This window comes from Sporosarcina oncorhynchi (assembly GCF_033304615.1).
Classification (GTDB): Bacteria; Bacillota; Bacilli; order Bacillales_A; family Planococcaceae; genus Sporosarcina; species Sporosarcina oncorhynchi.
The window spans coordinates 3,370,153-3,383,756 of record NZ_CP129118.1 but is presented as its reverse complement, the minus strand read 5'-3'; the positions used below and the strand labels follow the sequence as shown (position 1 = coordinate 3,383,756).

The following is a 13,604-nucleotide window of genomic DNA, read 5'->3' as shown; positions in this document are numbered from 1 at the left end:
TAAACCCAGGCAACGTATAATAAAAGAAACAGAAGAAGAAAATATTTTTCTTGTAGTTAAAAAAAGAGGTGCACTTACTTGAAACAGTTTGAAACAGCATTACCTGAGCAGTATGATTCATTAAAAAAACAGGCCAATTATACGTCTAGCTGGCGAGAGCGTTTAGAAGCGGTCGAAATATTATCGGCTTATAAACATGACAAAATCATAGATTTATTAAAAAATCGCATGCAGCATGATACTGTCAACAAGGTTCAATTAGCAGCCTATGAAGCACTTGTGGCATTTGGCGAGGACGTAGAGAAGCCATCACCTGCGCGTTTTGATATTATCAAAGGAACAGACAAGATTTTCCTGCGGGTGAAAAAGAGCTTACCGAAGGACCATACAGTGGCTGACTTTGCGGATAAACTAAAACGTATGCGTTTGGATGTCTTTGATGCGTATGAAGGCGACAAAGGTGAGCAATTTATGAACTGGTTAGAGGAACGTTGGACAAAACTGTAAGCAGTAGTTTTGCGATTTATTTATGAAGGAAAGTCATTCTCTCCGTTTGTGGAGGGAATGGCTTTTTCTTATCTTTCGGTACGGTTCATCGTTCTGGTGAGTTCTTCGTTACTTACTTCGAAAGCAAAGCAACTTTTTATGTTGGAAGAATGATCTTATTGTTTCATATTAGGTTTGCTGAAATAACTCCCGCATTCCTACATTCCTGCGCTCGCGTTCTTCATCCTCAGCTAAATCATATTTTTTCAACAAATGGAACACTTCGTTCAGTGTCTCCTGATCCCGTGTTTCATCTAGAAAATGCAAACCGCTGTTGTATAACTCTTTAGGAATGAAAGCCTGTTGTTCATTCAACTTCAAAAGCACGTCCTCCAACGAATGATCAATTGTACATCTACTCATTTCGACACCTCCCAACAACAAATTTTAACCAACATTCACTTCACTCATCAATGCATGCGTATTGCCCTCTGTATCTTCGAAGAACGCCATCCATGTCTCCGTTTGTCCCATCTTCGCGACAAGATGTGGTTCATCTGTAAAGACGATTCCTTTGGCCATAAAATCCTTATAGGTAGCTTGAATATGTTCCACGTGAAAATAAAGAACGGAACTCGCGCGTGCGAAATCCTCTTTTTCTGGCAAGCTGAGTAGTAGACGTAATCCATTACAATCGTAAAACGCCATATTGTCTGTCTGGAATAATAGTTGCAATCCCAGTTGCTCTTTATAAAATGTAACCGCTCGTTCAAGATCTTTTACCGGCACTGCGACTTGTCCGATTTTACTAATCATCCCCACATACCTCTCCCCTTTTTAAACTCATATTTCCTATCGTGAACTATTTTCAGATTAATCAAAAGTATATCATCCTCCTATGAAAAAACCTATCTACACCCAAAGGCTGAGAGTAATTGAGTCTGGAGATTGTTAAACGAGATGTCTGAACCGGGCAGTATTTTATAAGAAATTAAATCGTAGATAGCATATCCTAACTAGTCGTGAATACGTTATCTGCGAAGAAGTTCTAAATACAGATTTGACCTAGCACGTTTTCATGTTCATTCATGGAGAACGTGTTTTGGCGCTTGTCATTTCACACGGAAGACACGTACAATGAGGCAATGAGCGAATGGAGGAATTCCGTTGAATGAAAAAGAGTACGACAACTTGTTACACATCCAAACAGCGGGCACATTGGAGCTACTGAACCAATCCCCTCATTATAATCGATATGAAGCTACGCCTTATGAAGCACTGGATGCTCTATTTGAGGAATATGAAATCGGGCGATTGGATGGGTTTGTCGATTTTGGTTGCGGCAAAGCGCGGGTGTCTTTTTACGTACACCATCGTTTTCAAGCTTCAGTCACCGGCATTGAGATGAATGGGCAGCTCTATCAGGATGCGATTGAAAACCTTGTGAAATACAGACGGAAAAACAAACGTAAAGGCGGAGCAATCAGCTTCGATCGCTGTCTTGCGGAGACGTATAAGATCGAGCCGTCAGAAAACCGTTTCTACTTCTTCAATCCGTTTTCCATTCAAATTTTCATGAATGTCATCGGCAATATTTTATTGTCTGTGGAGCGTAACGCGCGGCCTGTCGATGTCATTCTCTATTACCCAACGAATGAATATGTGCAGTTTATGGACAGTCAAACGCCCTTTAGATTAGTAAAAGAAGTTCAAGCCGACACGCTGTATGAAAACGATGAAAATGAGCGGTTTTTGGTCTATCGATTCGGTGGATAAGTAAAGTTTCTAATGTAAAAGGAAGACAACCATCGTGGGTGTCTTCCTTTTTTAGGTCTCACAATAAATGCATCGCTTCCTCAGCTTCATCCCACGGAACGGTGTAGCCTTTTCCTTTGTCAAGGAAGATGGACGTTGATGTGTATTCTGGATCCGCATCTTTGTTGTAGCCAATCATTTCAATTACTTCCGCTGTATTGTGGCATTCTTCATATCCGCCAAACTGCAACGAAAGCGCGCCTTTGCCATTTGTGAATGAGGCGAAAATGGTGCTGTAATTCATGAATGTCGCCACCGGTACACGACCCGTGACAACCGTTTTTTCACCAATCATTTCGGGTGGGTCAAAACTTCCAGACGCTTGTTGGATATCAGAAAGAACACGTCCAATATGATCTGTTTCGACCTTGATCTTGAAATCATACACGGGTTCGAGCAATAGATTATCTGCTTTCTCAAGCCCTTGCCGCATTGCGCGGAACGTGGCTTCCCGGAAATCGCCACCGGATGTATACTCATTATGGCTTCTACCCGTGAGCAATGTGAATTTTACATCGGTCAATGCGGATCCTGTCAATAACCCGTGATGCGTGCGTTCGAATAGATGGCTGCGAACGAGGTTTTGATTGCCGACAGACAAGTCATTCGCATGGCATTTATTTTCGAATGAAATACCGCTATCTCGGGGAGCGGGGTCTATTTTTAAATGTACTTCCGCATAATGCTTCAGCGGTTCGAAGTGGCCATAGCCATTGACGGAAGAACGAATTGTTTCTTTGTAAAGAATTTTTGGGTCGCCAAACGACACATCGAATCCGAAACGATCCATGACGAGCTGTTTCAGCACTTCTAGTTGAATAACGCCCATGACTCTTACGTGGATTTCCTGTACATGCTCATCCCAGATAACGTGCAAGGAAGGATCTTCGGCATCTAGCAATTTAAAGCTATGAAGGACCTCTTTTACATGGCTAGTCGTATCGAAAATCACTTTCGATTTCAATGTCGGCACGAGATCATACGTCCACTTTTCAGATAGTACACCGAGCGCGTCACCCGCAGCTGCTTCTGTTAATCCCGTCACTGCAATGATTTCCCCCGCGTGCGCAGAGTCCACCGTTATGTATTTCATGCCATTATAAGTACGCAGTTGTGTCACTTTTTCAATCGATTCGCCATAATGCACTTCATCCCGAACTTTTAGGATGCCTTGTAACACTTTCACGTACGTAATGCGATGCCCGTTTTCATCATGGCGGATTTTATAGACACGCCCTGAGAAATTCCCGTCATCGGAATACGACGTTTCTGTAAGCTGGTCGAAGTTTTCAAGGAAGTCGATGACACCGATATCCTTCAGTGCCGAGCCAAATCCATAAGGGAATACATCACCACTTCGAATCATCCGTTTTAAAGCCTCGAACCAAAGCGCTTCGTCATAACCCGTATCCATATATCGCTCCAGCAGATCATCGTCGCGTTCCGCAATGAATTCAATTGTTTTTTCTGTCATACAGTATCCGTTCAACGTTGATAAATCGAGAAGTTCGCTCGACAAATCTGACTTTACTTCTTCAAGCACAGCATCCATATCGACTCCTTCTCGATCGGTTTTATTCAAAAAGAGGAAGGTTGGTATGTGGTGCTTCCGCAGTAATTGCCATACTGTTTCTGTATGTCCTTCAACGCCGTCGGCCGCGCTAATAATAACGATTGCGTAATCCATTACTTGGATGGCTCGTTCCATTTCTGGGGAAAAATCGACGTGGCCAGGCGTGTCGATAAGCGTATAATGCGATCCGCCGTATGTGAAGTTAGCTTGATCTGCAAATACGGTAATGCCACGATTTCGTTCAATTGCATGGCTGTCGAGGAATGCATCTTGATGATCTACACGGCCCCGCTTGCGGATGCTTTCAGTATGAAATAGCAGTTGCTCTGAAAACGTCGTCTTGCCCGCATCGACGTGGGCCGCGATTCCAATTGTCTTCTGCATGACGCACCTCCATATCTTGATTAATAAAAGGGTAATTCTTTAATCACGAGCTGTTTTAAGCGAAACTATAGCATAATTTCAAGTGGAACGGAAGATAGTAGCGCGCAACACAACGTAGAAGGGTCGTATCGAAATGTAGCCCTCGCGTATCGAAACATAACTGCGTCGCAACGAAACGTAGAGTGCGCAGCACAACATAGAAGCGTCGTATCGAAATGTAGCCCTCGCGTATCGAAACGTACTCGAGTCGCAACGAAACGTAGAGCGCGCAACACAACATAGAAGCGTCGTATCGAAATGTAGCCGCCGCGTATCGAAACGTACTCGAGTCGCAACGAAACGTAGAGTGCGCAACACAACATAGAAGCGCCGTATCGAAACGTAGCGTCCGCGTATCGAAACGTACTCGAGTCGCAACGAAACGTAGAGTGTGCAACACAACGTAGAAGGGTCGTATCGAAATGTAGCCGCCGCGTATCGAAACGTAACTGCACCGCAACGAAACGTAGAGCGCGCAACACAACATAGAAGCGTCGTATCGAAATGTAGCGTCCGCGTATCGAAACGTAACTGCGTCGCAACAAAACGTATGGTGCGCAACACAACGTAGAGGCGTCGTATTAAAATGTAGAGGCCCGTCGTATTAAAACGTCTCCACGTCGCAACGAAAAGCAACGCACCCAATTTTGCGGGTGCGTTGCGTTTACGTACGGTTCAAAAATTTCTCAACTTCATTCCACGGCATTGGCTTAGCGTAGTAATAGCCTTGAACTTCATCGCACTTGAGTTCTTTAAGGAAGTTTTCCTGCTCGCTTGTTTCGACGCCTTCCGCAATGACGTTGAGGTTAAGGTTTTTAGCAAGATCGATGATGGCTTTGACAATCATGGAATTTTCCTTGCTTAATTCGCCTATGAATGCTTGATCGATTTTTAAGTGGGAAATTGGAAATTTGCTCAAGTATAGGAGTGAAGAGTAGCCTGTACCGAAGTCATCGATGCTGACTGAAATTCCAGCCTGTTGAAGTTCGATGAGTTTAGGTTGGCATTGTTGAACGTCGGACATCATACTCTCGGTAATCTCTAAGTTCAAATAAGCTGGGTCCAAACCCGTTTCAGCCAATATTTTTTTCACATCTTCAACGAACGCCGGCTGGATGAATTGTCGCATGGAGACGTTGACACTTATACGTAATGGAAGGAATCCTTTATCTTGCCAAGCTTTCGCCTGCCTGCATGCCTGACGGAGTACCCAAGCACCGAGCTGAAGAATGAAGCCGTTCTCCTCTGCGATGGGGATGAATCGATTGGGCGCGATAAATCCCCGTTCAGGATGTTCCCACCGCGCCAAAGCTTCCAGTCCTTTAATGAGACCAGTTGCTAAGTCGATCTGTGGCTGGTAATGAAGGGAGAATTGCTTATTATCGAGTGCTTGGCGTAATTCCATTTCAAGAAAGCTCTTTTCCAACAATTTCACTTGCAAGTCGGATGTGAAGAAACGGAATCTATGATTACCTTCTTCTTTTGTCATGTACATCGCTGAATCTGCATTGCGCATTAACGTGTTGTAATCGTTTCCGTCTTCCGGATAAAGAACGATCCCGATGCTCGGTGTGATGAAAACATCATGGGTTTCAATTTTGAAAGGTTCGGATAGCTCCTCTACGATTGTCGTTGCTAATGCCGTGAGACGTTGTGTATCAGTAGACGGAACAACGACGATAAATTCGTCTCCACTTAACCGCGCGACTAAATCGTCTTTAGTTGTGCAGCATCGCAATCTCGCACCAACTGCGATGAGTAATTGATCACCGACTTGATGACCGAGCGAGTCGTTTACATGTTTGAAGCGGTCAAGGTCTAAGAAAAAGACAGAGAACGGTTTACTTCCATCGGAAATCCGTAGTTGGATGGAATCTTGTAAGTTCCTCCGATTGGGAAGGCCAGTCAGAAAGTCAAAATAAGCCATATGCTCAATCACTTTTTCTGCTTCAATCCGTTCCGTAATGTCAATAGCGGTGCCAACGACTTCTTTGATATCCTTGCCGTTGACGATAGGTGAAAGGTTGACAAGCAACGAGAGGTTCTTATAGGTCATTTCAAATTGGACTTGCTCACCGGATAAGCCTGCATGTAAATAGTCGCTAAATATTCGCAATTCCTCTGTTGAAAATGCCTTAGCATACTCTCGATTGTTCAGCATCTGTGTGGACACTCCAAGTTGTTCTGATATCTTCCCTTCAAATAGAGAAAACTCGATGGAGCCCTCATCAGTCAATCCGTATTTAAAAATAGCATTATGAAGGTTTTTTACAGTTTGTCGAAAATCATTTTGTAAAGCAATTTCTAGATCTTCTTCGGCCTTTTTGCGGTCAGTGATATCATGCCGGATACTTATAAAGTGCTTCGGCTTACCTTGGCCGTCAAAAAATGGGACAATTGTTGTCTTAACCCAATAAATAGAACCGTCCTTTGCACGATTGCGTACATCGCCCTCCCAAATTTTGCCGTTGAGAATCGTCTTCCACATTTCTTTGAAGAAACTTTTCGGATGATAATCTGAATTTACAATCCGGTGGGTCTTTCCAATCAATTCTTCGTTCGTATATTGAGATAAAGTACAGAACTTCTCGTTCACATAAGTAATGATGCCTTTTTCGTCGGTAATCGCGACGACAGATGAATAATCCAAGGCATTTTCAATATTACGCAGGTTATGTAATGTTTTATTGTATTTTTCGCTTGTTCGTTCGCGTGAGGTAATATCAACATCTACTGAAAAGTATTGAATGATTTTTTCGTTGTCATCGCGGACGGGAATGATAGTTGCGATGACCCAATAAAAGCTTCCGTTTTTATGAATGCCTTTAATCTTTTTTTGCCATAGCGATTTCTCAGAAAACGAAGTCTGCATTTCCTGAATGAATTGGTACGGGTCATAAGAAGGATTAAGAAAACTATAGCTTTTTCCAATTAACTCCTTCTCTGAATAACCAGTTAGTTTGCAGAAGTTGTGATTGATAAATATCAGTTTGCCTTCTGCATCTGAAATGGATAGAGAAAAGGTTTGGTCCATCAAAGTAAGTAGTGCAGGGGTGTTCAATTTAGAAAAAACCATATTTGAAATTCCTTTCTATTAGTACCAAGTCATTCAATCTACTTTCCTTCATCAAATGTTTTACTAAAATAATTCTAAATCGATTCTTTAATGAAGCAATTATAGCATTTTAAGAAATTGAAATCTATGTAGTATAAAAATATGATTGAATCGAATGAAAACTTTCTAACTTTTGCTACTATATTTTGAGTAATAATTGTAAACTGAATAATATAGGGGAGGGGTGAATGAATGAAATTAAGAAAGTATACGAAAACAGAAAACAGTTGGGTCATGTATGACTGGGCGAACTCTGCCTATTCTATCGTTATAACAACTGCTGTTTTTCCGTTATTCTTTAAATCAGTCGCAACAGATGCTGGCATTGAGTCGAACGTTTCAACAGCCTATTTAGGCTATACAATTGCAATTGCTACGTTCATATTGGCAATGATTGGGCCCATTCTCGGAACAATCGCCGATTATAAAGGGTTGAAAAAGAAGTTCTTCTTTGCATTTTTCCTAATCGGTTCAGTGTCGACAATGTCGCTTGCATTTGTACCTGAAGGATTGTGGCTACCGTTATTAATTATTTACGCGATTACCGCTGTCGGTTTCCATGGGGCGAATATTTTCTATGATGCTTTTCTTGTCGATGTGACAGCTGAAGAAAAGATGGATGAAGTGTCCGCCCGTGGTTTTGGACTTGGCTATATTGGGGGAGCCATTCCGTTTATTCTTAGCATTGCACTAATTTTACTAGCGGAAAAGGGAATTATCCCGATTCCAATGGTGATTGCGACAAAAATGGCGTTCGTCATTACAGGTATTTGGTGGTTCGTCTTTACGATTCCAATGCTGAAGAATGTTATTCAAATTCATTCAATTGAACGTGAGCCTAATCTATTGGCAGGAAGCTTCAGACGTCTTGGCAATACATTCAAGGAAATTAAGAAGTATCGAACTGTTTTCATTTTCCTATTGGCGTATTTTTTCTATATAGATGGTGTAGGAACGATTATTAGCATGTCTACAGCATATGGTACGGACTTAGGGATTAGTGCGACAAATTTGCTAATCATCTTGCTTGCCACCCAGTTAGTTGCAGCTCCCTTTGCAATTATCTATGGTAAGCTTGCGTATAAATTTTCCGTTAAAACGATGTTGTATGTAGGGATCTTTGTCTACGTAATCATCTGTATTTATGCGTTCTTTATGACTTCGACAATGGACTTCTGGATACTCGCCATGCTCGTTGCCACTTCACAGGGCGGTATCCAAGCGTTGAGTCGGTCGTATTTTGCGCAACTTGTACCGAAGGAGAAATCCAATGAGTTTTTCGGGTTTTATAATATTTTTGGCAAGTTCGCTGCGGTCATGGGGCCTTTGTTAGTAGGTGTGACTGCACAATTGACGGGTAGCTCGGCATACGGCGTATTTAGCCTAGTTATCCTATTTATCATCGGTGGGATCCTGTTGAGGATGGTACCGAAACCGCAGAGCGAATTAGTATAAAAGCAATTAGAAAAGGCTGCTTCCGGTTATCGGAAACAGCCTTTTCGATTACTTTGGATCCATCCGTTGCATTTGAAGAATACGGAATCCGTTTTTCTCGAGTCGATCACGTAACTTATCTAACTCCTCATCGGATTTTCCGTTTTCTAATGTGATGACAACGCGTCTGGCAAGTGCAGATCCATTATCAAGTGTCAACATGCCTTCAATATTTTCATCTTTCAAAGTCGTTGTCAGTTTACGAATCATACCCCGTGCTTCAGTAGAAGCGAGTGTAATATTAATACCACCTGTTTTTAATCCAAATGCATCTTCTAGTACACTTTCAATCTTATTATGTGTCACAATTCCCAACAGTTTTCCGTCTTCTTCTACAACACTAATGAACGGTAACGCCTTAATTTGCAACAACGTACTCATAAATGAAGCATTTTCATACAAAAATATCTCTTCATGTTTAAGCAAATGCGTAATTGAACCATCCTCATTGCCTTTTTCTTCGTATAAATACGAAAGCAAGTCGACCTTATAGATCATCCCTTTATAATTGTCATGATCGTCGACTGCAGGTATACAGCGGAAGCCCGTCTCATTAATTTTTGCGAGTGTTTCTTTGGCGCTTGCATCCGCTTTTACTGATGCTACAGCTAATCTTTCTACTATCAAATCTCGAATATGCATGATAATGCCCCCTATTTAGTTATTTCTGTGTTATCTAAATCTTTAGTATACAGTTGAGTTTTATTATAGTTCAAATATCGGTTATTGTACATGAAAACTTCACGAACTCTGATTGTGGCTATATAAAACTACGATATACTAATAGTAAGAGCGGCGCTACAGACGTTGACAACTTGGGAAACGTTGTCTGTATGGCATACTTGACCGTGGAAAGGGTATTGATAACTATGATGACTGCAGATTCTCTTCTTGATGTCTTGGGAGAACTTTTTGCTGATGAAATCTCAATCGTCGTGTCCAATACACGTGAATATATCTATTATCGTCCAAGCAAAAGGGTCGACCTTAAAATCCGACCGGGTGACCTCGTAAAAGAGGGTTCACTTGCCTATAAAGCGCTGACGGAAGGACATAAAATATCTGAATTCATTCACCGTGATATGTATGGGGTTCCTTATCATGGCATGGCGGTCCCGTTTTACGATAATCATTCAATCGAAGGGTCTGTTGTAGCAATTTACCCAGCTTATACCGAAGGAAAGTCCGTCGTTACATTGAAAACGGCAGACGGATGGGTGCCCGTTCCTTTTTCAGAAGTAAAGTATTTAGAAGTTCGTGAGCGTAAAACAATCGTAGTTTCGGATCGTATTACTGGTACCCATAAAAACTCGCTTCAAAACTTCGAATTCATTTTACCACATGAACAATTCATCCGTTGTCATAGGTCTTACATTGTTAATGTTACGAAAATTTCAGAAATATATCCAGATACGCACTCCACATTCCTTTTACGTATGAATGATGGAGCTGAAATTCCAGTGAGCCAATCGTATTCTAGTTATTTTAGGAAAATGCTCGACTTCTGACAACTTATATATGCTGCTTTAGTCAATAAAAAGTGGGCTTTACGCATGAATTTCATCTTTACAACACAAATCTCCATATTGTCTAGCATGTGTTGTAAAATAATCTAAAAGTTATGAAAAGAGGTAGTTGACAATGGATACTCATATGAAGCGTATCAGAAATAAAAAAATGCAAGAATTGGTCGTTTCACCTGTCGAGGCTGCGTCTTGGATTAAAGACGGAATGACATTGGGATTGAGTGGGTTCACAAGAGCGGGGGACGCAAAAGCGGTTCCTATGGCATTAGTGAAACGTGCAGAAAAAGAACAATTTAAAGTGAATGTGTTTACCGGTGCTTCACTTGGATCAGATACAGATAAACTGTTTACAGAAGCGGGTATCGTAAAAAAACGAGTACCATTTCAAGCGGATAAAGTAATGCGTAAAGGCATAAATGAAGGCACATTACTATTTGATGATCATCATTTGTCCCAGACACCGGAATGGATTCGCAGCGGTGTGACGGAGCCTATCGATTTTGCAATCTTGGAAGCGGTTGCAATAACTGAAGATGGAATGCTCATCCCATCTACTTCTATCGGCAATAACCTATCATTTGCCAAACATGCAAAATCAATCATTATTGAGATTAACACAGCACATTCGGCTAAATGGGAAGGTATCCATGATCTCTATTATCCAGGCGCGCAAGGAGAGCGAGATCCAATCCCGTTGAAGAAAGTGGATGATCGGATCGGTTCAATTGGTATTCCGCTAGATATCGATAAAGTAAAAGGAATCGTCTTCAATCACCAGATGGATTCCGAATCGACGATTTCTCAACCCGATCGTGAAACGGAAGTCATGGCGGAAAACCTCATTGCATTCCTGCGTTCGGAAGTGGAAGCGGGCCGATTGACGAACCGCTTAGCTCCGCTGCAGTCGGGTATCGGTTCTCAGGCGAACGCTGTCTTATACGGATTACTGAATTCGGAGTTCGAGGATTTGGAAGTATACTCTGAAGTATTACAGGACGCCGTCTTCGATTTGATTGATGCAGGAAAAGTCCGTTTTGCTTCTAGCGCATCCATCACGCTATCTAATGAGAAGATGGACAAAGTCTTCAATAACCTTGACAACTATCGCGATAAATTGATTATGCGACCACAGGAAATTTCAAATCATCCTGAAATTATCCGCAGACTGGGCCTCATTTCCATCAATACGGCACTTGAGTTCGACATTTACGGCAACGTCAATTCGACGCATGTAACGGGAACAAAAATGATGAATGGTATTGGAGGGTCTGGCGATTTTGCGCGTAATGCAAGGCTTGCTATCTTTGTCACGAAATCAGTTGCTAAAGACGGAGATATTTCGAGTGTTGTTCCATTCGTATCACACGTCGATCATACGGAACATGACGTCGATGTGCTCGTGACCGAATATGGCTATGCAGATCTGCGCGGACTTGCACCAAGGCAGCGTGTCGGTCTAATTATCGCTAATTGTGCGCACCCGATGTACCGTGAACAGTTGTGGGAATACTATTACGAAGCATTGCAACGAGGCGGGCATACTCCGCATATACTGGAAAAAGCGCTCTCGTGGCATGTAAACTTGCAACAGCATGGTTCCATGCGCAAACAGTCCGAGAAGCGAGTGTAACAAATTTCAGTCGATGCATATTTGATTTAAACAAATTAAAAGATGACAGGTCCTTCCCTTCATTCCACTAATTAGGAATTGGGAAAGGTCTGTCATCTTTTTTGTTTCTACATGAGTTTATCGATGAACATCGTTGCGATGCCAAAATAGATCAGTAATGAGAGAATATCATTAATCGTAGTGATTAACGGACCGGAAGCAACCGCTGGGTCAACTTTGAATTTATGCAAAATCAGTGGGATGATTGTCCCTGCAAACGTTCCAATGATCAACGTCGCGATTAGAGATACACCAACAACGAGTCCAAGCACGAAACTACCTTGCCACACATATGCAATAACTGATATGACTACACCACAGACAATTCCGAGCATAATCCCTACAAGTAATTCACGGAAAATGAGTTGGACTGATTTTCTAAGTGATAATTCCTCAGTTACCAGTCCTCGCACGACAACAGCGAGCGACTGTGTGCCGGTATTCCCAGTCATCCCGGCAATCATCGGCATGAAGAACGCCAACGCGACGACTGCTTCTAATGTCGCTTCAAATTTGGCGATAATACTGCCTGAAACGAGCCCGATGAACAGTAACAAAATGAGCCAAGGCAAACGTTTATAGGTAGCGACGATTGGTTTCGTATGGAAGTCAATTTCTTTTCCCGACGCGAAGAGCATTTCAATGTCTTCGTTCGCTTCACGTATGACGATATCAAGGACATCATCAGCCGTAATAATGCCAACGAGGATATCTTCCTCATTGACGACAGGTACGGATAAGAAATCATGTGTACCAATCATCCTAGCTACGTCACTTTGTTTAGTCGTTTCCCGTACTTTGTATAAGTTTGTAGCCATAATTGTAGAAATGGGAGCGTTTCGATCGCCAAGCAATAAATCGCGGTATGAAGCGACACCGACAAGTCGTTTCTGATCATCGATAATATAGATGTAATTCAAGTAATCCGCATAATCTTTAAAGTGTTTCAGTTTGTCAATCGCTTTTTCTACTGTATACGATTCATGCACCCATACGTATTGACTGATCATTGCACGCCCTGCACTTTTTTTAGGGAATTTCATTTTGAGCCGAATATCCCTTTTCCCTTCAGCACGCATTTCCGCAATGAGTTTTTCCACATCTTTTTCAGGCAGGTCTGTGAGGAGAAGAGCCAAGTCGTCACTTTTCATGAGGTCAAGTAATTCTGTAGATCGTATAGGCCCTATTTTGTTTAATAAACGAAGCTGTTCGTTTTTCGTCAAGTAGCGCAATAGACCAACGAGCTGATCCATGTTAAGCCACTCGAGAAATAGTGTTCGTCGTTTTCTTGGGACAGTCCGGTAATATAAAGATCGATCGTATGGACTTAAATCTTTCATGATTTTTTTAAAAGTATCCTTTTGTCCTTCTTTTAACGTATGTAAAATGGCGCGGGAAATTTGTTCTTTATCTTGTGCTTTATTCATAAGATTCAGTTCACCTCTTTTTAACATATTTCTAGTTAATTTGGAATTACCAAAACCGTGCTATCACCCTATTCCC

General features: G+C 41.9%; 11 protein-coding genes. 5 read left to right on the top strand and 6 right to left on the bottom strand.

What is annotated here, in order from left to right; genetic code table 11:
• Positions 1-78 precede the first annotated feature (78 nt).
• On the top strand, positions 79-507 hold the full coding sequence (locus QWT69_RS16790) for a HEAT repeat domain-containing protein (protein WP_317967637.1): 429 nt from the start codon (positions 79-81) through the stop codon (positions 505-507).
• A 168-nt stretch (positions 508-675) separates the two neighbouring features.
• On the opposite strand, the gene QWT69_RS16785 is transcribed toward QWT69_RS16790, so the two are convergent.
• Both QWT69_RS16785 and QWT69_RS16780 read right to left on the bottom strand, forming a co-directional pair.
• Complete coding sequence (locus tag QWT69_RS16785) at positions 676-909, bottom strand: hypothetical protein (RefSeq protein ID WP_317967635.1); 234 nt, start codon at positions 907-909, stop codon at positions 676-678.
• A gap of 24 nt (positions 910-933) precedes the next feature.
• Positions 934-1,302, bottom strand: coding sequence for a VOC family protein (locus tag QWT69_RS16780; protein ID WP_317971156.1), 369 nt, complete (start codon positions 1,300-1,302; stop codon positions 934-936).
• A 351-nt stretch (positions 1,303-1,653) separates the two neighbouring features.
• On the opposite strand from QWT69_RS16780, the gene QWT69_RS16775 reads away from it, so the two are divergent.
• A complete protein-coding gene (locus tag QWT69_RS16775; protein WP_317967633.1) occupies positions 1,654-2,262 on the top strand; it encodes a class I SAM-dependent methyltransferase in 609 nt (202 codons plus the stop codon).
• A gap of 58 nt (positions 2,263-2,320) precedes the next feature.
• Here QWT69_RS16775 and QWT69_RS16770 read toward each other — a convergent pair whose 3' ends face one another.
• Positions 2,321-4,258 carry a GTP-binding protein gene (locus tag QWT69_RS16770; RefSeq protein WP_317967631.1) on the bottom strand — a complete coding sequence of 646 codons (1,938 nt, stop codon included), beginning with the start codon at positions 4,256-4,258 and terminating at the stop codon, positions 2,321-2,323.
• A gap of 703 nt (positions 4,259-4,961) precedes the next feature.
• Positions 4,962-7,373 carry an EAL domain-containing protein gene (locus QWT69_RS16765; protein WP_317967629.1) on the bottom strand — a complete coding sequence of 804 codons (2,412 nt, stop codon included), beginning with the start codon at positions 7,371-7,373 and terminating at the stop codon, positions 4,962-4,964.
• 231 nt (positions 7,374-7,604) lie between these two features.
• On the opposite strand from QWT69_RS16765, the gene QWT69_RS16760 reads away from it, so the two are divergent.
• A complete protein-coding gene (locus QWT69_RS16760; protein ID WP_317967627.1) occupies positions 7,605-8,867 on the top strand; it encodes an MFS transporter in 1,263 nt (420 codons plus the stop codon).
• Between the two features lie 48 nt (positions 8,868-8,915).
• On the opposite strand, the gene QWT69_RS16755 is transcribed toward QWT69_RS16760, so the two are convergent.
• The gene (locus QWT69_RS16755) at positions 8,916-9,548 is read right to left on the bottom strand and encodes a CBS domain-containing protein (protein ID WP_317967625.1); all 633 of its coding nucleotides are present in this window, start codon (positions 9,546-9,548) and stop codon (positions 8,916-8,918) included.
• 227 nt (positions 9,549-9,775) lie between these two features.
• Here QWT69_RS16755 and QWT69_RS16750 point away from each other — a divergent pair, with 227 nt between their 5' ends.
• Complete coding sequence (locus tag QWT69_RS16750; protein WP_317967623.1) at positions 9,776-10,414, top strand: LytTR family DNA-binding domain-containing protein; 639 nt, start codon at positions 9,776-9,778, stop codon at positions 10,412-10,414.
• A gap of 133 nt (positions 10,415-10,547) precedes the next feature.
• Positions 10,548-12,062, top strand: coding sequence for a succinyl-CoA:acetate CoA-transferase ScpC (gene scpC / locus QWT69_RS16745; RefSeq protein WP_317967621.1), 1,515 nt, complete (start codon positions 10,548-10,550; stop codon positions 12,060-12,062).
• A gap of 107 nt (positions 12,063-12,169) precedes the next feature.
• On the opposite strand, the gene mgtE is transcribed toward scpC, so the two are convergent.
• A complete protein-coding gene (mgtE, locus tag QWT69_RS16740) occupies positions 12,170-13,528 on the bottom strand; it encodes a magnesium transporter (protein WP_317967619.1) in 1,359 nt (452 codons plus the stop codon).
• Positions 13,529-13,604: the final 76 nt, after the last annotated feature.